This is a genomic window from Carnobacterium sp. 17-4 (genome assembly GCF_000195575.1).
Taxonomy (GTDB): Bacteria; Bacillota; Bacilli; order Lactobacillales; family Carnobacteriaceae; genus Carnobacterium_B.
On the sequence record NC_015391.1, the window covers coordinates 2,518,970 to 2,540,767 of the forward strand.

The following is a 21,798-nucleotide window of genomic DNA, read 5'->3' on the forward strand; positions in this document are numbered from 1 at the left end:
AACTTCATGTATTTAGCTAAATTTTTTTATGTTAGTCTTAAAAATATATGAATCAAGAAATAAAAGATTAAAAAAGGAGAAAAGAAACTGTGGAGTGGAAAATAAAAACATTTAACGAATTGAGTAACGACGAGTTGTATGAAATTATAAAACTTAGAAGTGAAGTGTTTATAATAGAGCAACAGTGTATTTATGAAGAATATGATGGCAAAGACAAAAAAGCCTATCATTTGTTTTGGGAAAAAGATGGAGAAATTCTTGCATATTTACGGATACTCGAGAAGGGTGTTTCATTTAATGAGATATCTATAGGAAGAGTATTAGTTACTAAAAAATATCGTAACAAAGGTCTTGCAAAAGAAATGATGTCACGTGCACTAGAATTTATTGAGGACAATTTAAATGAAAAAGTAATAAGAATATCTGCACAGGAGTATTTGCTAAAATTTTATTTGAGTTTAGGGTTTGTGAAGGTTTCGCAGGTGTATTTGGAAGATGGTATTCCACATATGGAAATGTTATACAATAAGCTTTAGAAAATATGAAAAGTCAAAAAGATCCTATTCAACTAGTTATTGACTATCTATTGAATCATTACTTGCAATGTAAATAACAGCCATAGCCTTTGATTTTTGACTATATAAATGGCCCCTATAAAGTAGTTTTTTATTAAGAGTCTACTTTATAGAGGGCATTTTTAGTTTTTAAATTGTTGTTATTTAGGTGTATCAGATATCTTTTCTGACATTACTAATTTCACTATTTTATTAACCATTTCTTGTATGAATTTTTTTACTCTGTTGCTAAACTCTTCACTGGAAAGATAATTAACTATTTGTGTTGTAATCATCAGTATAATTGCTTTGCCAGTTTTAACTACTAATTCTGAAACTGCTTTTTTCATTTTTTAGTCTCCCTTTTCAACTCTTTCAGAATTTTTTTCAGGAATTTACTTTTTGTAGTTTTTTCTAAAAAGTCATAAGCTGAATAGGTCAGTTCTTTTTCGGAAATATTTTCATTAAGTTCTACTTCAGATTTTAACGAATAATATAAAGCTGTAGGTTTTAAATCGATACCGTTATTGAATTCTGATAATTTATTGCTAACTTCGTTTTCAATTTGGAACTCTAAATCATCAGGTATAGTTTCAATAGGTAAAGATTTTCGATAACTTGAGATTTCATTATTGATGTTCTTTCTAAGAATTTGTGTGTTTTCTTTCTTAAATAGTTCCATATTAGCAACAACATTAGATAACTCTTTATTTTCCATTCAATATTCCCCTGTCTCTTTTTACTAGGCTAACTTTACTAAACATTTTGTGTATTAGAAATTCATTTTCATAAACTGTCTCAAACCCTACTACATCTAAAGCAACTACAGTAATAAAGAAATTAAATTCCTAGTGAGGTAACCCATTTGTTAGGCTTCATTAAATGAAATCAACTGAATTGAGCATATGGTTTATTACGCTCCCTTTTATCCAAACATTCTGTCTGTACATGTCGATTCCATTTATCGTTATAGTTTTATCACTGGAATCTCTTCCAGTGCCTCGGAAAAAAACATCATAGTCTTTAGATTTTGGAAAACTGACAGACGTTTTTATTGTTCCATTCTTATTTATAACAGGTTCCCCGTTTTTATTAAGCATAACTTCCTCATGAAGATTATTATTAAAGACTTTATTTCTAACGTCATCCCAAATAAATTTCACTTGTTTCTCTAAGAAATCTTCACTAAAGATTACACGTTTAAAGCCTAACAACTTATTTGTTAAGAGCTTTTCTGACTTATCTTGTTCTTCAAAAATAATGAATAGAAATTGTCTTTCACTAAAATCACTATAAAGTGACGAATCTTCAAAATTTATCTTCTCATCCAACCATTCATCAAAATCAACTTTAAATAATTTAGTGTCTTCAGTACGCGTTCCTTGCTTAGTTTGAGTGATTGTTTTTGCAATCAAACCAATCTCACTGAATAACTCTATTTTACCGATTTTTTTCGATTTTGCTCCAAACATTCGTGTAACGATTTGTTCAGTCACTGATTTTGATACATCTCCAGTTTGATTTAATTTCATAGGAATATTTAGAATCTGAAGAAGTTCTTGAATAGTCTTATTCTTGTATTGTTTAGTGAATTGATTCAATTGTTCGTCTAGTTCTTCATATGTATTATATTCTTGTTCTAACTGTTCGAATTTTTTTCCAAAGTACTTTTGAACCATAGTTGTTACAGTAGACCTTTTCAATCTAAATCTAGGGCGGTTGGGCCACTTAGGTGCAGTGTCAATCAACATCAACTGTGGTCGTAACTCAGATGATATTCTTGGATAATGTTCTGTAGGGTCTTGATGAACAAGCTGCAAGTTATGTATGAAACTTCTGACTATCTCCCAGTCATTCTTCAACTTTTCTCTATCTAAAGAATCAAATTCAAAGAAATCATAACCGACAATGGGGAATTTTGCGTACTCTGATGCAGGAACAGTAACTTCCGAATCATAAAGATAATAAACTAAAAGAAGTCTTTCAAGTTTATGCCAGAAACTTGAATTTTCAAAACTTTCGTGCACTATCCTTTCTGGAGAAACAGCTGTTACAGACATCGGTTCTTTAGCTTCAAGTTCTCCACTTACTGATTTCTTTACTTTTCTTAAACCTGTTGTTTTTACTTCCACATCTTTCCCATCGACATACAAATCTGGTTTTTGATAAGAATCAGCTGGATACCCCAATATAGATTCCTCTACAACACTTCCTGCTATACCAGTGATTTTAGGATGTTTAACTGTTTTATAAAAAACATTATTTTGATCAACATCACCTAAGGTTTTACCAATAGTACTATCTAAAATATCTTCTAGTTCATCTTTAGCAAAAACGTGTCCATGCTCTCTCATACTTTACCCTCCAAAAAATTTATACAGATATGCAATAATTTATTTTATGGTCTAATAGTACCATTTTTTTGTACAAAACACTGGATCTTTTCCGTGAATTGTTGTATAATAAATCTTAGCTTACCGAAAGGGTGTTCGTATTATGAGTAAACAGTTTAATATTTTAGAACTATTTGCTGGAGTTGGTGGATTTCGCGTTGGTTTTGAAAATTCCAATGAAAGCATGTTTAAAACAAAATGGGCAAATCAATGGGAGCCTGCTAAAAAGAGTCAAGACGCCTTCGAAGTGTATGATTATCATTATCCTGAGAGTATGAATATAAACGAAAATATAGAAGAAATTTCAGATGAAGCTTTTCAAAGTATGGATGCAGATATAATAGTTGGAGGTTTTCCTTGCCAAGATTACTCCGTTGCTAGAAGCAAAAAGAACGAACTTGGTATCCAAGGAAAAAAAGGCGTATTATTCTGGGAAATCATTCGAGCAGTTACTCAAATAAAACCAAAATATCTTGTTTTAGAAAATGTAGATCGTCTATTAAAAGCTCCTTCAAAACAACGAGGTAGAGATTTCGCAATCATGCTAGCTGCATTTAACGATTTAAACTATTCTGTAGAATGGCGTGTCATAAACGCCGCAGAATACGGAGGCAGTCAACGTCGTCGCCGTGTTTTCTTTTTCGTATATCGGAACGATACTGACTTTGCAAAAAAAATGGATAAAGAATTTGAGAATGAAGAATTAGATTTATTTTTTGACAGCCAATTGTATGATGATTACATCTTTAATAAAGGTCTATTTGCACGTCAATTTCCGGTTTTACCAACACCAGTAAAAAACCGTCATGCTACTTATACATTATCAAATGACATTGTAGACATATCCGACAATTTTATAGGTACTGTTTGGAACACAGGAGTCATGAGACATGGACGTTATTTTACTATTGACACAGTACCTACAAAGGAAGAACAACCTATTACTTTAGGAGAAATATTGGTAGATGAAGAGAATGTTCCAGAAAAATATTATGTTACTGACCAAAATAAATTAGAGAAGTTTAAATACTTAAGAGGTTCTAAAAAAATCGAACGTATTTCTGTAGATGGACATTCTTATATTTATTCAGAAGGAAGTATGGCTCCAACAGATGATTTATCATTACCTGGAAGAACTATGTTAACTTCTGAAGGAACCGTTAATCGCTCAACTCATTTTTTAAATGTAAATGGTAAATATAGATTAATAACACCTATTGAAGCAGAAAGACTACAAGAATTTCCTGATGATTGGACAAAATATAAAAAAAATTCTACTGGTGAAATAGTAGAAGTACCCGATCGTATGCGTATGTTCTTTATGGGGAATGCTTTAGTTACAGGTGTCGTAAAGAGAATTGCTGATGAGTTACAAAATATCATAACTCATGAAGATTAACTAACTTAACAAAACTATTAAGAACCACCTATTATTGTCCTTATAAGTGACAATAATAGGTGGTTTTAGCTTTGAGACAAGTCTATTGAGTTATAGATAAGATAGATTGAGACCTCCATAATCTTGTCTACGCAATTAATAACGACGTTCTGAATCAATTATTTTTTTCATTTCTTCTATCTCATCATCTTCAAATTCCGGAGTAAGATAACCACCGTCAATAGCTTTTTTCATTCTATCTTCTTTTTCTGATAATTTATTGTATATTTTTTGGTCAATAAAATTAAACAATTTCATATCAGTAACTGTCATCAAATAATGATATCTAGTATGCTGATCATGCTGCAAACCTAGACGATGAATTCGATCTCTCGATTGAAGCATAAATGTAAGGTTATAATTATATTCAAAGTAAACTGCATCATGTACAATTGTATGCAGTGACACTGATTCCCCCAAAGTATTAGGGTTTGATACTAGTACTTGTATCTCATTTGTATCTTCTTTAAATGTATGGATAATATCTTCACGCTCCTGCCGTGTAGTACCTCCATAGATTAACTTCGTGTTGATTCCTTGTTGATTAAGGACATCAGTAATTTTCTTTAATGTATTAACAAATAATCCCCAAACGACTACTTTCCCGTGCTTCTTTACAATATCAATAACTAGTTGTATCCCTGCATTGAATTTTGGAGATTCTACTTTTGCTAAATCCCATTTTGCTACTTCATCTATTATCGAGTCTTGAATACTTGCCTCTAGCTCTTTTCGTGCTTTTATACTGATTTGATCATATGAGTCATTATCAATAGTGTCGTCCTCGCTAAATCCTAAATCACTATAATTTATAGTTTGATTTACTAATTCAGGATTTGTTGATAGTTGTATCATTCTAATCCAAACCGTTAAAGGATTCTGTGCAGTTGTATAAATTATTTCAGAAAGTCTTAACTGCTCTACAGAAGGCGGCACTCTTATAAAATTATCTTCGTCTGCTGGTGGAACACCCAAGTCTTCTTTGCTTGTTCTCCAAAAATAAGGAGCAAGTTTTTCATTTATTTCTTCAACTTCCCAACTATCAGGATTCTTAAGCATGTTTTGCTCAAATCCAAAGTATGCACTGTACTCTTTTTCAAACAAAATATGTAGAAAATTATATATATCTAAATATTTATTTGGAATGGGAGTACCTGTTAAAACATATCGATAATCAACTTTACCTGCAATTTCTAATGCAGCTATAGCCCTTTTTCCTTGTATCCCTTTTACACGATGGACCTCATCATAAACAATTATAGTATTTGAATCATAGGATAAGCATTTAATAATAGACTCTTGAAACTTAGGAAGTGACTCATAATTGACTAGAATCATATTTGCTGTTGACCACGATGCTTCTAAAATACGTTTGTCTCCATTTATTATTTCATCATGAATGCTTATTGCTTTTAATTCTTTTTTATTCTTAAATACTTCTTCAAATTCTTCCTTCCAAGACATAAACGCATTAAGAGGGCTAATCACTAATAACCGTTTAATAGGCTGCCCTTTGTTTTTGCTATTTAGATATGCAAAAACACCTAATAACATTGCTGTTTTTCCAGAACCAGGAACAGAAAAATTAGCTGCTCTTTTTTGAGTCAGCATATACATTGCTGACTCAAGTTGCAGTGGCTTGAGGGGCCTAGCTACTTCTCTCTCTACAATTCGTTTAAATTCATGAAATTCATTCTGCCATCGTGGGTCCTGATTTTTCAAAGTTAAACCCGATTTACGGTATTCTTCAATTGAATACTTTTGACTGCTCACAAAGTTTTCGATTCGAGAAGTAACTTTAAAATTAAAATTATGCTTATTAGATTGCTTATTTGCTAAGTCTACAATTTTTTCCACATCTCTATACGTCAAGTCTCTTCTAAAATAGGGATAACCTCTTTGTTGATCGACATATGCTACAAACTTAGTTTTAAAAGATTTTTTTAAAGTTATTTCTTCATCACTCTTATCAATAAAAAATATATATTCATCATTCATATCCAAGATTACAGAATTATATTCTGGATTAGGTATTTTTTGAATTCTACCTATATCATACTCTTGAATTAACGAATAAATAGCTTTATTTGCATCAATAACTTTTACACCTGGATATTCATCATTCCATAGACTCTCAAATTCTACTCTTTTTTGTTTAATTCTACTTCTAACATTCGTGCTTACATCCCAAGAAAAATCAACATCGAATGAATCAAAATTATTTTCAATTGCATTCGCTGTCTCATTTAAGGATCCATTAAAATATATAGCATCTTTTTGTAAATCTTCAAATATTCCCCACTTGGTATGAAATAAACCATTTTCAACTAAACCAAACTTTATATCGGCTTTATTTTTGGAAATTAGAAATGCTAGATTACCTAACCGTTGTTTATCAAGTTGCGTTATACTTTCACTTTTAGAGCGCTCTTTATATCCAGACTGAATTTCACTAAAATCTTTTTCAGAAATATTTTGAGAGATAATAAATTGGATATAACCATCATTCTCAGAAAATCTATCCAATCCCTCAGCATACATAGATAATGCTTTACAAGAAAAGTAGCCACTGACTCTTTTATAACTAACTGACTCTTTTAATGTCCTGTTATAAAATTCTTCGGAAACATTGTCTTTCAATGAGTTATAACTTGATTTAAGTACGCCGTCTAATCTTTTAAGCAACTTTTATTCCTCCTCTAAAAGTATGTAAGTGATTTCTTTTTGTAATTTTTCAAGTTCACTCAATAATTTATCTTTTTCGGATTTTGATAAATACTTAATTATGCTTCTATCAATAGAACTGATATTGTTAATAGCTTTTCCAACTAACTTTATTGGTTCAGTTCTTTCTTTTAAATTTTTAGTTTTTTCAGAATGATTGGTATAAATTGATTGTACCTCTGCTAACGCCTTGACAGTCTCTTCATTATTTTTTAACGTAGCAAATAAATCAACATTATTCATTATTACCTTTTTTGAATCCAATGCATCTACAATAACATCTGTTGCATCTTCCATCTCTGAAATAAATGTATTTTCAGCTTTAGTACCCACAACATTTTTAACTATGGTTCTAAAATCACCCTTATAGTCTTCTTTTGTAGCTCTAAGTTGCAGTATCTTAGCGAACAAACTATTTAATAGTTGATCTGAATTAACAGCACCTTTAAACTTTTTGTATTGAGGTATTAGATCTTGTATAGGACCATCTAAATCTAATTCTTTAGCTAATGAATAATTTTCTGGGTTCGCATTGGTAAAATCTAAAAATTTAACTATAAGTTCTGCTTCAGTTAGACGCTTAGGTATTTCATTTTTAGGTAGGTTTGCATACTCAGTATATTCTTTAGCCGTCATTATGTTATTTACGACTATCGTTTTATACGCATCTATCGCTCGGTCTATTGCGTTATAATCCACCTTATCAAGTTTCCCAAATTGAATTTTCAGTTCTAATGATTTAATTTTCTTAAGATCATCCTGATTTTGGACAGACAAATCATCAAGTATAACCGCTTCAAAATATTGTTGCCCAATTATCTCAGGATCTTGTTCAAGTAATCTTTTTGCTGTAAAGCGACGATTGCCATCAATTACACGTCCATCATTCAATACATATCCAGGTTCGTCTTGTCCTTGAATATTAATATTTCTTTTGAGAGCCTTCATTCCATCTTTAGTTTTACTTTCTCCATCATTTTCTAAAAACTTTTGAATAACCATATTGTACTCTTCATTATGTCCGGGAGTTAGTTTGCCATTAGTACTTTCATAATCTGATAGTGCTACACCTATACGTCCATTTTGTTCGTTATAATATAAATAATCTAATGGAATTGCATATGTTTTACCACTATATTTTTCTCCATTAGGCTTTTCAATCTGCACACTTATATTATGTCCGCCTTCTTTTACAATTCCAGACTTATATAAGTCTAATAAATCAACATTCCTCATTATCAACAATCTCCTATCAACTAATTATTTCTTCTACATACTTTACATTGAACCAAAATCTTTGTTTTACGATTCTTTGACCTGTGGGCAATAAAAGTTTATCACTGCCATTCTTAGCTCCTGGCCTCAAGTGGCCCAGCTCATTAAATTTACTAGATGGCAAATTGTTTTTATTAACAATTCGACCATTTCTTTGCTCTAAAGAAGTAATTTCAAGTTTGTTCTGCTTTATCAAATATCTTACTTCTGACCAGATTTCTTTGAGACCATGAGTTAAATCGTAGTCAGACATCTTCCAAACTTTCACACCTAAAAAAGTCATTTCATCATCATCAACTCGTTTACCACTTGGATATTGTTGAAATATAAAGAATACTAATACCTTCTCATTAAAGTATGTAAATAACGAACTACTTTCCCAGTAAGTATCGCTAACCCATTCTTCAAAATTTACTGGCATAAAAGACATTGCTTCCGCGGGCTTTTCCATTCCAGTTAAACGAACAGTTTTCAAAAGAGCATTTATCTGTCCATCACAAAGTTCAAACTTATTTCCTTTGATTCTCATTAACTTTAATGCTAATTGAACAAAGGACGCTTTATTATCTTTATGTGCCATACCTAATAATTCTTTCAGTTCAGAAACTTTTTTCCCCTTATAAATTTGAATTTTTTCATCAACTTCAGCTTGAGCAGAAGCAATTAGCACTTCATTCTGACTCATATGTAACTCCTCCTAATTCTCAAAAGAACTCTTAATGTTTAGTCTTCCATAGATTTCTTAACGCTCTAAGTATAGCAATGATATCTAGAAAAGTTAATCTCTTTTCTTAATACTGTATCATTCAGGTCTATAATTATTTTTGATAGTTATTAGATACTCTATCCGTGTATTTGCTAAGAAATCGGATAACGAAGGTACTGAATTTTATTATCTAGGAGAAGTAAAACCAGTCAAAGAATCTATTATAGAGTTAGAAAAAACCACTTCAAAATGGCGAAAAGAAAAAAGTTGTCGAAATGTTTTTGAAGTTTTCAGAACCAATTGATGTGAATTTATATCGTTATTTGGAAGCTGGACAAGAATGATATTGGGAATAAATGTAATCATAAGGGTGTTGAATTGATCTCTTAACTATTTTAATTTAAAATTTGACTTATCAAAAAAGAGCAGTAGCTGATTTCAGCTGCTGCTCTTTTGCTATACCAAAGATTACTTATTAAAAATCTTCGGACCTTTGCGCATGTTTTTCATATCATTCTTTGGATCAGTTGTTTGTTTAGACTTTCCGCCACCTGCTTGTTTCTTTTTAATTATCTCTAACATTTTCTCTTTTGAATTCACTTATCACACCACCTTTATACTTGTAATGATAAAAACCTAATTTGCCATATGAGATTATATTTGATTGCTACATTTGTATTTTGAATCAATCCCAGAAAAAAAGCATCAGCAAGATGCCGATGCTTTAAATCTATAAATTCTTTATCAAGTTGGTAATTAAACCATCTTGGACAAAAAACGTCTGAAAACGTTGATACAATAAAGAATTGATTAACGTTTTGAGAATTGCGAAGCTTTACGCGCTTTTTTCAAACCTGGTTTCTTACGTTCAACCATACGTGGGTCACGAGTTAATAGACCTGCAGCTTTTAATGGGCCACGGAAGTCTGGATCAACTTGTAATAACGCACGAGAGATCCCATGACGGGCTGCTCCTGATTGTCCAGTAAATCCACCACCATTTACGTTTACATGTACGTCGTAGCTACCTAAAGTTTCTGTAAGAGCTAAAGGTTGTTTAACAACTTCGTGTAAATATGGGAATGGGATGTATTCAGTGATATCTTTTTTATTCATGATGATTTTTCCAGTACCTGGTACTAAACGTACGCGGGCAGTTGAATTTTTACGTCTTCCTGTTGCGATATATTGTGCTTGTGCCATAGATATTCCCTCCTTAAATTAAGTTTGTGATGTCTAATACTTCAGGTTGTTGCGCTTGGTGATTGTGTTCTGCTCCACCGTAAACATGTAATTTCATGCCTTGAGCGCGACCTAAAGTATTTTTAGGAAGCATACCTTTGACAGATAATTCGATTAATTTACGAGAATCTTTAGCACGTAAGTCACCAGCAGAGATTTGTTTCAATCCACCTGGGTTACCATCGATGTTACGAGAATAGATTTTGTCAGTTGCTTTTTTACCAGTTAATTTCGTTTTGTCAGCGTTGATTACAATTACAAAATCACCTGTATCAACATTTGGTGTGTAAGTTGGTTTATTTTTACCACGTAAAATAGCTGCGACTACACTTGACATACGTCCCATAGGGATATCAGTTGCGTCTACCACATACCATTTACGTTCTACTTCATTTGGTTTTGCCATATAAGTTGTACGCACGTTTTATTCCTCCATATTCTTATCTGTTTGTTTGAATGCACAATAAGTTTCCGGGGCTCATCGTGGTGGCAAACAATACCATTTAATATTTTAACCTTAATATTGGTTTTTGTCAATTATTTTAATAGAAATAAATCTTTTTTTCATCAATACTATTATTTTACATTCTGGTTGCTCTACACTTTAGGGTCTAGAATAAAGTACGCCATAAATAAATCATCAATAAACTGTCCTTCGATCAAGAATTCATCTTTTAAACGACCTTCTACTTCAAAGCCATTTTTTTGATACAAGTGAATCGCAGCTGGGTTCGTAGATAATACTCGTAGGCTTAATTTATGGATCTCTTGTTCAGCCGCTAAGGCCTTAATAGCCGTTAGTAAAGCTGATCCTACCCCTTTACCTTCTGCATCCGGATTAACGCCTACATCAATGCTCCACGTCTTCTGGTGAGGAGCTAATCTACTAGGAGTATGAAACCCTAAGAATCCTGCAATTTGCTGATTCTCTTCTGCTACGGCTACCAATTGCGAACCCTCGGTATAGTGCTTCTCGTAGTCCTCTACTGTTACATAAGTTGTGACATGAGGCGTGTTACCTAAATGCCAGATTTGGTTTTCAATAGCCATCAGTTGAGGATAATCACTTCGTTTACTTGGCCGTATAATCCAATTCATGCTGCACCTGCTCTCCTAATTCACTGATTTCTTGGTAATCTGTGCCTTTTTTAGCGGTTGATGCTTTGTAATAAACTTCCATCAAATACAATCCTTGAGGTTTAGCCGTTGGGCCAGCTTCATTGCGGTCTTTAACTTCCAACAGGCGTTGAATCTCATCTGCTGGGCGCAATCCATTTGCGATTTGCAATAATGTACCCACAAAAATACGAACCATATTGTATAAAAAGCCGTTCCCTCTAAAGGTAAAAAGCAATTCATTGTTGAAATCGTCTTTCACAACACTGGCTTCATATACGGTGCGCACTTTATTTTCTCTGCCACTGTGGCTGGCACAAAAACTAGCAAAATCATGTTCGCCTTCTAAGTCTTTCAGTGCATTTTTCAATTTGTCCATATCAAGTGGATACGGATGGTGTAACGTATATAACCGCTTAAACGGATCAGGTATCTCATTTAAATCAACGCGGTACTGGTATTTCTTTCCAGAAGTATTGTACCGTGCATGAAACTCATCTTCGACAATCGAGACATCTTTTACAAAAATCTCATCCGACGTTAAACTGTTCAATGCGCGCTTCATATTTTTAGCTGGAATCACAAATGGGTAATCAAAATGAATGACTTGCCCCTTAGCATGTACCCCGGAATCGGTTCTTCCAGATCCATGAATGATCACTTCTATCCCTTTGGTCATAATTTTTAATGCTTTTTGAATCTCACCTTGCACTGTCCGATCATGCGGTTGGATCTGGAACCCAGCAAAGTGTGTCCCATCGTATTGCACGATCAATTTATAACGTATCCATTTCATTTGTTTGACTCCTTTACACTAACTTGTTCTAGGGGTATTAAAAGTAAAAGAACCTTTCGCACCTAGCAGAAAGGTTCTTTTTCTTCTTGCATCAATTTCTCAATACGACTAACCCGACGGTCAATACAGCATAACCTAGCATCGCTACGGTATCGCGTGACGCCCACTCGAGCTGACGGTATTTTGTTCGTCCTTCGCCACCTTTGTACCCTCTGGCTTCCATAGCCGTAGCTAATTCTTCCGCGCGGTTAAATGAGCTGACGAATAAGGGAATCAAGATGGGAACAATAGCTTTCATTTGTTGGAAAATATTGCCTTCTCCAAAATCAACTCCACGAGCGCGTTGTGCGTTCATGATTTTTTCAGTTTCATCCATCAATGTTGGTACAAAGCGCAAGGCAATCGACAACATCAAGGCAATTTCATAAACCGGTACTTTAACTGCTTTCAAAGGACGCAATAAATATTCAATTGCATCGGTCAACGATAATGGCATGGTGGTCAATGTCAGCAATGTCGACATAAAGATGATCAAGACAAAGCGACAAAAAATGAAGACCCCGTTCAATAATCCTTCTTGCGAAATAATGATTGGACCCCAATCAAAGTACACCGTGCTTCCCCCGGTAAATAGTACTTGCAAGATTACGGTAAAGAGTATCAGCCAGATCAGTGGCTTGACTCCATTAATAAAGAAACTTAGTTTGATCGTTGATAAGCGAATCGCTGTTAGCGCAAACGCCAATAATAGCAAATACGTCATCCAATTGTTGGCTAAGAAAATAATTCCGATAAAAATAACCGTTCCAAGTAATTTAGCCCTTGGATCTAATTTATGAATCCAAGAATTTCCAGGAATGTAACGACCAAAAATCAATTTATCCATCATTTGGCATCACCTGCTTCTGACTCATTGGGTTGCAGTTTCAAAGATGTCGCAATCACATCTGCTAAATCATTAGTAGTTAGCGGTAAGCCATTAAAGATAAGGCCCGTTTTCTCGCTCAAGAGGCTACCAAACGAAACGGCAGCAGGAACACCTAACTGCTTTGATTCAAGCCAATCAGAGTCTTTAAATACGTCTTGCGGAGCACCTTCTTTGATGACTGTCCCTTTTTCAAGAACAACCATATGATCCGCGTAATTTGCTACGTCATCCATTTGGTGAGTTACTAAGATAATGGTCAACCCTTGCGTACGGTATAACTGATAGAACATCTCCATCATTTCTTTGCGTCCTTGTGGATCAAGGCCCGCAGTCGGCTCATCTAAGACTAAGACTTCAGGTTCCATCGCTAAAACGCCGGCAATTGCCACACGTCGCATTTGGCCACCAGACAGGTCAAACGGTGAGCGTTCCATGTAAGACTCGTCTAAGCCCACTATAGGCAGCATACGTTTCGCTAACTCAAGACCCTCTTCTTCTGTAGCTCCAAAGTTTTTCGGTCCAAAAGCAATATCCTTAGCAACCGTTTCTTCAAACAGCTGTGACTCTGGAAATTGGAAGACGATCCCGACTTTTTTACGGATGCCTTTCAAGTTCTTATTGTTGGATTGTGATGTAATGACACGGTCGCCAATTGTCACCGTTCCTTCACTCGGTTTCATCAAGGCATTCAAGTGTTGCAGTACTGTAGATTTCCCACTACCTGTATGACCTACTAAAGCCGTAAAACTGCCTTCTTTAATGTGTAAGTCAATATCAAAAAGTGCCCGATTTTGGAAAGGTGTCCCTTTTTGGTAGGTATAGCCTACTTTTTCGAAAGTAATGTCCATAACCAGTCCACCATCCCTTCTTCGGTTAAATACTCTGTTGGAACGTCAATCCCGCGATCACGTAAGTCGCTTTTCAGCTTCTCAGCAAATGGCAGATCAAGACCCATTTCAATCAGTTGATCTCCATAAGAAAAAATCTCTTCCGGCGTTCCTTCTTGCACCAATTCCCCATTTTTCATCACTAGAACACGACTGGCATTTGCTGCTTCATCGATATCATGAGTGATCGAAATAACCGTTAAATTAGCTCTTTCTTTGATCTCTTTGACCGTTGCCAAAACTTCTTGTCTTCCTTGAGGGTCTAACATACTCGTTGCTTCATCCAAAATAATAATTTGCGGACGTAATGCAACCACTCCAGCAATCGCTACTCGTTGTTTTTGTCCACCCGATAAACGAGCCGGTTCTTTTTCCATAAAATCTTGCATCTTCACTCGTGTAATAGCACTTTTTACGCGTTCAATCATTTCATCTCTAGGAATTCCTTGATTTTCTAATCCAAATGCGACGTCATCTTGAACCGTTGAGCCTACAAATTGATTATCCGGATTTTGAAAAACCATTCCGACCATCTCACGAATTTTCCAAATGTTTTCTTCACTTAAAATAAGCCCGCCAACGGTTACTTCACCGTGACTAGGAGCAACCAACCCATTGATTGTTTTTGCAAGCGTAGACTTACCAGAACCATTGTGACCAATAATAGCAATCCATTCGCCTTCCTCAATGGAAAGAGAGACATTTTTTAACGCTGGTCGATCATCAGTTTCATGGTATTGATAAGAAATATCTTTTAACGTTATGATTTTATTCACTGAACATTCCTCACGTTCTATATACTAAAAAAGAATCGATTCTTTTCCAGCTTTCTAAGTACAAATTTAGTTAAGACTAACAAAAAATAAGCTGCGTTGCAATACACTCAACGAATGCTGCTTTTCCTCAGACTTAAATACTTACTGCTTTATAGTATAACATTACACAATCTTTTTTGGGGGTGTCTTGACACTATTTCACAGAACTTTTAACTCTTTTTTCATTTTTTTTGAAACAAATATAATTTATTCTCAAATTAATTCCCTTTTCATGGAAGAGTGGCGACTTTTTTTACTCCACTTGTCCGTTAAAGGACATTCTATGACCTTATTCATTAGGACACAATCAAGAAAGCCGCTTTTGTGTAGCACACTACAGTCTAATTAATAGATACAACAGAATAAAAATTAGCTTAGTTAAAATTTCTGGAGGAATAGGGATTGCTTGTAGCCGTGTAAAGGATTCAATGCAAATTACAAAGCATTATCGCTTTAGCGACTAAGCTTTGTTTGAGGCTTGAAAGTCTGAAGACAAGGCTTCAGATGGTCCCATGGCTCTCCACAAGCAACCTCGTCCATTCCAAAAGAAATTTTTTAATAGCACCATCACTATTTATTTCACTTATCTTTTTGTATTAAAAAAGGAAACAAATATATGGACACCCCCACCTATTTGCTTCCTTTCTTAAGACAAAAAAAATCACTTTCTTTTGATGAATTTACCTCTCCTGAATGAGCAAACTCAAATCAGGAGAAGTTTCGAGCTAGACTTGGAAACCAATAAAATTGATCCCATCATCATAACACTCTTTGCATACATCTAAAAAGTGAAACACATTGAATTTCAAACAATTTCTGTAAGTACTAAATACACGCGGCAACTCGTCATTTTAGCACCACTTTAAAATTAAACTAATTCAATAATAACCATTGGTGCAGCATCGCCGCGACGTGGTTGAGTTTTCATGATACGTGTGTATCCACCTTGACGCTCAGCATAACGTGGAGCAACATCGCTAAATAATTTTTGTAAAACTGATTGAACAACGATATCTTCGCCTTCTTCTTTAACAGAAGCGACTTCATTGCGTACGAATTCTGCAGCTTGACGACGTGCGTGTAAATCGCCTTTTTTACCTAAAGTAATCATCTTTTCAGTTGATTTACGGACTTCTTTAGCGCGAGCTTCAGTTGTTACGATGCGTTCGTTGATGATCAAATCAGAAGTTAAGTCGCGTAGCATTGCTTTACGTTGTGAACTTGTACGTCCTAATTTACGGTAACCCATTGTACATTTCCTCCCTTGTTACAGTACTAGTCGTCTTGGCGTAAGTTTAAGTCTAATTCAGCTAACTTAAATTTCACTTCTTCAAGTGATTTACGTCCTAGATTACGTACTTTAATCATTTCAGCTTCAGTTTTATCAGTTAACTCTTGAACAGAATTGATTCCAGCGCGTTTCAAACAGTTGTATGAACGGACAGATAAATCAAGTTCTTCAATCGTCATTTCAAGCATTTTTTCTTTATGAGTTTCTTCTTTTTCTACCATGATTTCAGCTTTACGAGCTTCATCAGTTAGATTTACAAAGACATTCAAATGTTCTGTAAGAATTTTAGCTGCTAAACTAACAGCCTCTTCTGGACTAATTGAACCATCTGCCCAAACATCAAGTGTTAACTTGTCAGAAATATTTTTCTGACCCACTCGAGTGTTTTCGACTTGATAATTCACACGACTAACCGGGGTGTAAATTGAATCGATTGGTAATACGCCAATTGGCATATCATCTTGTTTGTTGTGTTCAGCGCGTACATACCCTCGGCCTGATTTTGCTGTCATGCGTACGTGGAAACGTGCGCCTTCAGCAACTGTACAAATGTACAAGTCAGGATTTAGAATTTCAACATCGCTATCATAAATGATATCAGCTGCTGTTACTACTGCTGGACCCTTCACATCAATTTCAATCGTTTTGTCTTCACCAGAATATAACTTGAGAGCAAGTTTTTTAATATTTAAAATGATTGATGTTACATCTTCAACAACACCATCGACAGTTGAAAATTCATGTAATACACCATCAATTTGAATAGTAGTTACTGCTGCTCCTGGAAGAGAAGACAACAAAATACGACGTAGAGAATTTCCTAGCGTTGTACCATAACCGCGTTCAAGTGGTTCTACAACGAATTTACCAAACTTGGCATCATCGCTGATCTCAATCGTTTCAATTCTTGGTTTCTCAATTTCGATCATTCTATCTATACCCCTTTCAAAACGTTAAATTCATGTTACTGAGTGCTACCCGACATAGTGAAGCGGCTCTCAATTAAACACGACGGCGTTTTGGAGGGCGGCATCCATTATGTGGAATTGGAGTTACGTCACGAATAGCTGTAACTTCTAATCCTGTAGCTTGTAAAGATCGGATTGCTGCTTCACGACCAGAACCTGGTCCTTTAACTGCAACTTCTACAGTTTTCATTCCGTTTTCCATACTTACTTTAGCAGCTGCTTCTGCTGCCATTTGTGCTGCAAATGGAGTAGATTTTTTTGATCCGCGGAATCCTAGAGCTCCTGCTGAAGACCATGAAATCGCATTTCCATGTACATCTGTAATCATTACGATTGTATTGTTAAAAGTAGAACGAATATGTGCAACTCCGCTTTCTACATTCTTTTTAACACGACGTTTACGTGTAACTTTTTTTGCCATGAGGTTACCTCCTTACTAATGTTTTATTTTTTTCTGCCTGCAATTGATTTAGCTGGGCCTTTACGAGTACGCGCGTTGTTTTTCGTGTTTTGTCCACGAACTGGTAAACCACGGCGATGGCGCATGCCTCGGTATGATCCGATTTCAATCAATCGTTTGATGTCTTGGCTTACTTCACGACGAAGGTCACCTTCAACTTTTAATGTATCAATTGTCGCACGAATAGCGTCTAATTGATCATTTGACAAGTCACGTACACGAATTTCTTCTGATACGCCAGCATCTTTTAAGACTTTTTGAGCTGTTGTTTTACCGATTCCATATACATAAGTTAGAGAAATTACTACACGTTTGTCACGCGGAATATCTACACCTGCAATACGAGCCATTAACAATTACACCTCCTGTTTTTTTAAATGATTATCCTTGACGTTGTTTGTGTTTAGGGTTTTCGCAAATCACCATAACACGTCCTTTACGACGGATAACTTTGCATTTGTCACAAATTTTCTTTACTGATGGTCTTACTTTCATGAACTATACCTCCTATTTTATTGACGGAGTACAATTATTTAAAGCGATAAGTTATGCGACCACGTGATAAATCGTAAGGTGACAACTCAACTGTGACTTTGTCTCCTGGTAGGATTCTAATGTAGTGCATTCGGATTTTACCTGAAACGTGAGCCAATACAACATGGCCATTTTCAAGTTCGACTTTAAACATTGCATTCGGCAAAGTTTCAACGACTGTTCCTTCAATTTCAATGACATCGTCTTTCGCCACGCCTAGTACCTCCTTAAAATTGTTTCGCGTTTAATACGCGATAAACAGTGAGCGCACTTAGCCCTCACCTTCTATTTTTTTAATCTTCTTATTACTAATACAATATATCAGCATTGAAAACACAACACCTCGAATATTGTACCACAAATTAAATATAGTGACAAGTAGCCTCGCTCGTTAACTGATCAAGCAATTTTAATCATGAGCTAGCTGGCTGTGACTTCTATCAAGAAAATCTTGAAGTCATTGTTGCTCTGTTCAATTACTTAGTGTTTTCAATTATGTTTTGGATGTCTTTGAAAACATCTTTCACATCATCTTCACCATTTACGGTGTACAACACATTACGTTCTTTATAAAAGTCTAACAGAGGTTCGGTTAACTCAAGGTTAACACTAATACGATTTTCAACAGTTTCTGGTTTATCGTCATCTCTTTGATAGAATTCATGTCCACCACAACGATCACAAGTACCTTCAACCACTGGTGGTTTATTGATTTTATGATACGTAGCACCACATGAACGACAGATAATCCGTCCAGTCAAACGTTGCATTAAGATATCTTTGTTAACACTGATGTAAACAACAGCATCTAATTCTTTGTTTAGATCTTTTAAGATTTCTTCCAAAGCTTGCGCTTGGTTAAGCGTTCTTGGAAAACCATCTAGCAAGAATCCATTTTCAGTATCTGCTTCAGCTAAACGTTCTTTTACAATCCCGTTTGTTACTTCATCAGGCACTAAATCGCCTTTATCCATATAAGTTTTAGCTTCTAATCCTAAGGCAGTTTCATTTTTGATAGCAGCTCGGAACATATCCCCTGTAGAAATGTGTGGCACATGGTATGTGTCAACAATTTGTTCAGCTTGCGTTCCTTTCCCTGCACCAGGAAGACCCATTAAAATGAGATTCAAAATTTTTCCTCCTTAAATGTAAGAATGAGTGCCGAGGATAATCCTCAACACTTTCTTCTTATTGTATAAAGCCTTGGTAATTTTTCTTAGACATTTGGCCTTCAAGTTGTCTCATCAGTTCTAAAGCTACACCAACTACGATAAGTAGGCTGGTTCCGCCAAGAGAAACAGATTGAGGCAAGTTCCAAACGTTCGACGCAATTATTGGTAGTATTGCGATAACTCCTAGATATACTGCTCCGACTGTACTCAAACGCGTTAACGTTGAAGAGATAAAGTCTTGAGTAGGTTTTCCAGGTCGCACACTAGGAATATACCCGCCTTGTTTTTGTAAGTTCTCAGCAACTTTCTCTGGATTCACTTGAATAAATGCATAGAAAAAAGTAAAGACTACGATTAAAACAGTATATAGAACTGCTCCAAGCGGTTCTTGCAAATTAAAAATCTTATTTAAAATGATATACCATTGTGCATCAGCATTCGTAGCACTAAAGAATCCTAAGATTGTTTGTGGTGTCATAATAAATGAACTTGCAAAGATTACTGGAATTACACCAGCTGAATTTACTTTCAGTGGCAAGTGAGTGTCCTGACCTGAGCCAGCTGAGCGTTTTGAGTATTGAACAGGAATTTTTCTTCTTGCATTTTCGACATAAACGACTGTTACAACAATTGCTAAAAAAGCAATGGCAATCAAAACGGCAAAGAGAATAGCTTGCGCCATATCGTCTCCAGCATTTCGAATTTGCGAATTATAAAAGTCTCCTAAATCAGAAGGTACGCGAGCAATGATACCTGAGAAGATAATCATTGAGATCCCGTTACCAAATCCTTTAACTGTAATTTGTTCTCCCAGCCACATAACCAAGATTGTTCCGGCAGTTAACAGAATAGCGATCATAAGATAAGTAGTTGTACTAGGATTGATAACCAATCCTTGATCCACTAGAGCATTAAAGCCATACGAGATACCGATTGCTTGAACAAAAGCCAAACCAATCGTTAAGTATCTTGTAACTTGATTTAATTTTCTACGGCCTACTTCACCTTGTTTTGCCCATTCGGCAAACTTAGGAATAATGTCCATTTGCAACAGTTGAACAACAATTGAAGAAGTGATATAAGGAGAAACACCGAGTGCAAAAATAGAATAACTGTCTAATGCTCCTCCACCAAATGTATTTAACAAACTAAACAAAGAACTATTTGAGGATAGATCTTGTAAAGCAGCCGCATTAACACCAGGAACCGTTATATGAGTTCCTAGTCTAAATACGATTAAAATACCTAAAGTGAAGAGGATTCTACTACGAATTTCCTTTGTTTTAAAGGACTCTATAAGCAGTTTGATCATTAGATCACCTCAATTGAACCACCAGCAGCTTCAATAGCTTCTTTAGCTGCTTGGGAGAATTTGCTTGCTTTAACAGTAAGTTTACGTTCAACTTGTCCGTTACCCAAAACTTTAATCCCTGATTTTTCAGATTTGATGACTTTTGTTTCAATTAACAACGCTGGTGTTACTACAGTACCATCTTCGAAACGGTTTAATGTATCAAGATTTACGATAGCATACTCTTTGCGGTTAATGTTTGTAAATCCACGTTTTGGTACACGACGGAATAATGGTGTTTGACCACCTTCAAATCCTAAACGTACGCCACCACCTGAACGTGAGTTTTGTCCTTTTTGGCCTCGACCTGATGTTTTACCATTGCCTGATGAAGTCCCACGTCCAACGCGGTTACGCACTTTACGAGATCCTTCAGCGGGTTGTAATTCATGAAGTTTCATATAGATTAGGCACCTCCTTCAATAAAAGTCTACTTACATATGTTTTTATACTTCTTTAACGTCCACTAAATGTGAGATTGTTTTAACCATACCAGTGATAGCTTCATTAGCAGGTTTAACTACAGTACTGTTGATTTTTCTTAAACCAAGAGCTTGAACTGTATCTTTTTGGTTTTGAGGACGTCCGATAACGCTACGTTTTAAAGTGATTTCTAAATTAGCCATTTCTTAATGTCCTCCTTATCCTATAATTTCTTCTACAGTTTTTCCACGAAGTTTTGCAACTTCTTCAACGCGTTTTAATTGTAATAAGCCATCAACGGTAGCACGGATCATGTTGATCGGTGTGCTTGAACCTAATGATTTGCTTGTTACATCTGCAACTCCAGCTAATTCCAATACGGCACGTACTGGACCACCAGCAGAAACCCCAGAACCGGCAACAGCAGGTTTAATTAAAATGTTACCGCCGCTAAAACGACCAATAACTGCGTGAGGAATCGTAGTATCTACCATAGGTACTTCAATAAGATTCTTTCTAGCATCTTCAATTGCTTTGCGGATAGCTTCTGGTACTTCTTGTGCTTTACCAGTACCGAAACCTACGTGTCCGTTTTTATCTCCGACAACAACAATAGCAGCAAAACGTAGACGACGTCCACCTTTAACAACTTTAGTTACGCGGTTGATTGAAACGACACGATCTTCTAATTCCAAATGTGTTGGATCGATGTAAACCATGTGTGG

At 35.3% G+C, this 21,798-nt stretch carries 28 protein-coding genes; 3 read left to right on the forward strand and 25 right to left on the reverse strand.

Features of this window, described 5'->3' with window-relative positions; translation table 11 throughout:
- Positions 1 to 89 precede the first annotated feature (89 nt).
- Positions 90 to 536, forward strand: coding sequence for a GNAT family N-acetyltransferase (locus tag CAR_RS11930; protein ID WP_013711993.1), 447 nt, complete (start codon positions 90 to 92; stop codon positions 534 to 536).
- Positions 537 to 715: 179 nt separating this feature from the next.
- On the opposite strand, the gene CAR_RS11935 is transcribed toward CAR_RS11930, so the two are convergent.
- From CAR_RS11935 to CAR_RS11945, 3 genes are all read right to left on the reverse strand, one after another.
- The gene (locus CAR_RS11935) at positions 716 to 904 is read right to left on the reverse strand and encodes a hypothetical protein (protein ID WP_013711994.1); all 189 of its coding nucleotides are present in this window, start codon (positions 902 to 904) and stop codon (positions 716 to 718) included.
- Positions 901 to 1,272, reverse strand: a complete 372-nt coding sequence (locus CAR_RS11940; RefSeq protein WP_013711995.1) for a hypothetical protein — start codon at positions 1,270 to 1,272, stop codon at positions 901 to 903. Before CAR_RS11940 ends, CAR_RS11935 begins: the two co-directional genes overlap by 4 nt.
- A 160-nt stretch (positions 1,273 to 1,432) precedes the next feature.
- Entirely contained in the window at positions 1,433 to 2,908 is a 1,476-nt protein-coding gene (locus CAR_RS11945; RefSeq protein ID WP_013711996.1) for a MutH/Sau3AI family endonuclease, read from the reverse strand.
- 142 nt (positions 2,909 to 3,050) lie between these two features.
- Between CAR_RS11945 and CAR_RS11950 the strand changes: the two genes are divergently transcribed.
- Positions 3,051 to 4,346, forward strand: coding sequence for a DNA cytosine methyltransferase (locus tag CAR_RS11950; RefSeq protein ID WP_013711997.1), 1,296 nt, complete (start codon positions 3,051 to 3,053; stop codon positions 4,344 to 4,346).
- A 135-nt stretch (positions 4,347 to 4,481) separates the two neighbouring features.
- Here CAR_RS11950 and CAR_RS11955 read toward each other — a convergent pair whose 3' ends face one another.
- From CAR_RS11955 to CAR_RS11965, 3 genes are read right to left on the reverse strand one after another with little or no spacing between them, the layout of a single operon-like run.
- Positions 4,482 to 7,070: an SNF2-related protein gene (locus tag CAR_RS11955; RefSeq protein WP_041556705.1), complete on the reverse strand. Its 2,589-nt coding sequence runs from the start codon at positions 7,068 to 7,070 to the stop codon at positions 4,482 to 4,484.
- 3 nt (positions 7,071 to 7,073) lie between these two features.
- Positions 7,074 to 8,345, reverse strand: a complete 1,272-nt coding sequence (locus tag CAR_RS11960; RefSeq protein WP_013711999.1) for a DNA-directed RNA polymerase sigma-70 factor — start codon at positions 8,343 to 8,345, stop codon at positions 7,074 to 7,076.
- A 16-nt stretch (positions 8,346 to 8,361) separates the two neighbouring features.
- Positions 8,362 to 9,069, reverse strand: coding sequence for a hypothetical protein (locus CAR_RS11965; protein ID WP_013712000.1), 708 nt, complete (start codon positions 9,067 to 9,069; stop codon positions 8,362 to 8,364).
- A 139-nt stretch (positions 9,070 to 9,208) separates the two neighbouring features.
- On the opposite strand from CAR_RS11965, the gene CAR_RS13110 reads away from it, so the two are divergent.
- A complete protein-coding gene (locus CAR_RS13110; protein ID WP_013712001.1) occupies positions 9,209 to 9,394 on the forward strand; it encodes a DUF3427 domain-containing protein in 186 nt (61 codons plus the stop codon).
- 164 nt (positions 9,395 to 9,558) lie between these two features.
- On the opposite strand, the gene CAR_RS13405 is transcribed toward CAR_RS13110, so the two are convergent.
- From CAR_RS13405 to rpsE, 19 genes are all read right to left on the reverse strand, one after another.
- Positions 9,559 to 9,690 carry a hypothetical protein gene (locus CAR_RS13405; RefSeq protein WP_013712002.1) on the reverse strand — a complete coding sequence of 44 codons (132 nt, stop codon included), beginning with the start codon at positions 9,688 to 9,690 and terminating at the stop codon, positions 9,559 to 9,561.
- 210 nt (positions 9,691 to 9,900) lie between these two features.
- A complete protein-coding gene (rpsI, locus tag CAR_RS11975; RefSeq protein ID WP_013712003.1) occupies positions 9,901 to 10,293 on the reverse strand; it encodes a 30S ribosomal protein S9 in 393 nt (130 codons plus the stop codon).
- Between the two features lie 13 nt (positions 10,294 to 10,306).
- Entirely contained in the window at positions 10,307 to 10,753 is a 447-nt protein-coding gene (gene rplM, locus CAR_RS11980) for a 50S ribosomal protein L13 (RefSeq protein WP_013712004.1), read from the reverse strand.
- Positions 10,754 to 10,929: 176 nt separating this feature from the next.
- Positions 10,930 to 11,430 carry a GNAT family N-acetyltransferase gene (locus CAR_RS11985; protein ID WP_013712005.1) on the reverse strand — a complete coding sequence of 167 codons (501 nt, stop codon included), beginning with the start codon at positions 11,428 to 11,430 and terminating at the stop codon, positions 10,930 to 10,932.
- Entirely contained in the window at positions 11,405 to 12,244 is an 840-nt protein-coding gene (gene truA / locus CAR_RS11990; protein WP_013712006.1) for a tRNA pseudouridine(38-40) synthase TruA, read from the reverse strand. The genes CAR_RS11985 and truA overlap by 26 nt, the downstream gene beginning before the upstream one ends.
- A 91-nt stretch (positions 12,245 to 12,335) precedes the next feature.
- Positions 12,336 to 13,133: an energy-coupling factor transporter transmembrane component T family protein gene (locus tag CAR_RS11995; RefSeq protein ID WP_013712007.1), complete on the reverse strand. Its 798-nt coding sequence runs from the start codon at positions 13,131 to 13,133 to the stop codon at positions 12,336 to 12,338.
- The gene (locus CAR_RS12000) at positions 13,130 to 14,020 is read right to left on the reverse strand and encodes an energy-coupling factor ABC transporter ATP-binding protein (protein WP_013712008.1); all 891 of its coding nucleotides are present in this window, start codon (positions 14,018 to 14,020) and stop codon (positions 13,130 to 13,132) included. The genes CAR_RS11995 and CAR_RS12000 overlap by 4 nt, the downstream gene beginning before the upstream one ends.
- Positions 13,996 to 14,835 carry an energy-coupling factor ABC transporter ATP-binding protein gene (locus CAR_RS12005; protein ID WP_013712009.1) on the reverse strand — a complete coding sequence of 280 codons (840 nt, stop codon included), beginning with the start codon at positions 14,833 to 14,835 and terminating at the stop codon, positions 13,996 to 13,998. The genes CAR_RS12000 and CAR_RS12005 overlap by 25 nt, the downstream gene beginning before the upstream one ends.
- 907 nt (positions 14,836 to 15,742) lie before the next feature.
- Complete coding sequence (gene rplQ / locus CAR_RS12010) at positions 15,743 to 16,123, reverse strand: 50S ribosomal protein L17 (protein WP_013712010.1); 381 nt, start codon at positions 16,121 to 16,123, stop codon at positions 15,743 to 15,745.
- A 26-nt stretch (positions 16,124 to 16,149) separates the two neighbouring features.
- Positions 16,150 to 17,094: a DNA-directed RNA polymerase subunit alpha gene (locus CAR_RS12015; RefSeq protein WP_007722184.1), complete on the reverse strand. Its 945-nt coding sequence runs from the start codon at positions 17,092 to 17,094 to the stop codon at positions 16,150 to 16,152.
- A gap of 73 nt (positions 17,095 to 17,167) precedes the next feature.
- A complete protein-coding gene (gene rpsK / locus CAR_RS12020; protein WP_007722186.1) occupies positions 17,168 to 17,554 on the reverse strand; it encodes a 30S ribosomal protein S11 in 387 nt (128 codons plus the stop codon).
- Between the two features lie 23 nt (positions 17,555 to 17,577).
- Positions 17,578 to 17,943, reverse strand: a complete 366-nt coding sequence (gene rpsM / locus CAR_RS12025; protein ID WP_013712011.1) for a 30S ribosomal protein S13 — start codon at positions 17,941 to 17,943, stop codon at positions 17,578 to 17,580.
- A gap of 31 nt (positions 17,944 to 17,974) precedes the next feature.
- Entirely contained in the window at positions 17,975 to 18,088 is a 114-nt protein-coding gene (rpmJ, locus tag CAR_RS12030; RefSeq protein WP_007722194.1) for a 50S ribosomal protein L36, read from the reverse strand.
- Between the two features lie 34 nt (positions 18,089 to 18,122).
- The gene (gene infA / locus CAR_RS12035; protein ID WP_013712012.1) at positions 18,123 to 18,341 is read right to left on the reverse strand and encodes a translation initiation factor IF-1; all 219 of its coding nucleotides are present in this window, start codon (positions 18,339 to 18,341) and stop codon (positions 18,123 to 18,125) included.
- Between the two features lie 262 nt (positions 18,342 to 18,603).
- Complete coding sequence (locus CAR_RS12040) at positions 18,604 to 19,257, reverse strand: adenylate kinase (protein WP_041556707.1); 654 nt, start codon at positions 19,255 to 19,257, stop codon at positions 18,604 to 18,606.
- Positions 19,258 to 19,315: 58 nt separating this feature from the next.
- Positions 19,316 to 20,611, reverse strand: a complete 1,296-nt coding sequence (gene secY, locus CAR_RS12045; protein WP_013712014.1) for a preprotein translocase subunit SecY — start codon at positions 20,609 to 20,611, stop codon at positions 19,316 to 19,318.
- Positions 20,611 to 21,051, reverse strand: a complete 441-nt coding sequence (rplO, locus tag CAR_RS12050; RefSeq protein WP_013712015.1) for a 50S ribosomal protein L15 — start codon at positions 21,049 to 21,051, stop codon at positions 20,611 to 20,613. The genes secY and rplO overlap by 1 nt, the downstream gene beginning before the upstream one ends.
- Before the next feature lie 45 nt (positions 21,052 to 21,096).
- Positions 21,097 to 21,276: a 50S ribosomal protein L30 gene (rpmD, locus tag CAR_RS12055; RefSeq protein WP_013712016.1), complete on the reverse strand. Its 180-nt coding sequence runs from the start codon at positions 21,274 to 21,276 to the stop codon at positions 21,097 to 21,099.
- Between the two features lie 15 nt (positions 21,277 to 21,291).
- Positions 21,292 to 21,792 (reverse strand): 30S ribosomal protein S5, encoded by a 501-nt coding sequence (rpsE, locus tag CAR_RS12060; RefSeq protein ID WP_013712017.1) that lies wholly within the window; start codon positions 21,790 to 21,792, stop codon positions 21,292 to 21,294.
- Between the last annotated feature and the right edge of the window lie 6 nt (positions 21,793 to 21,798).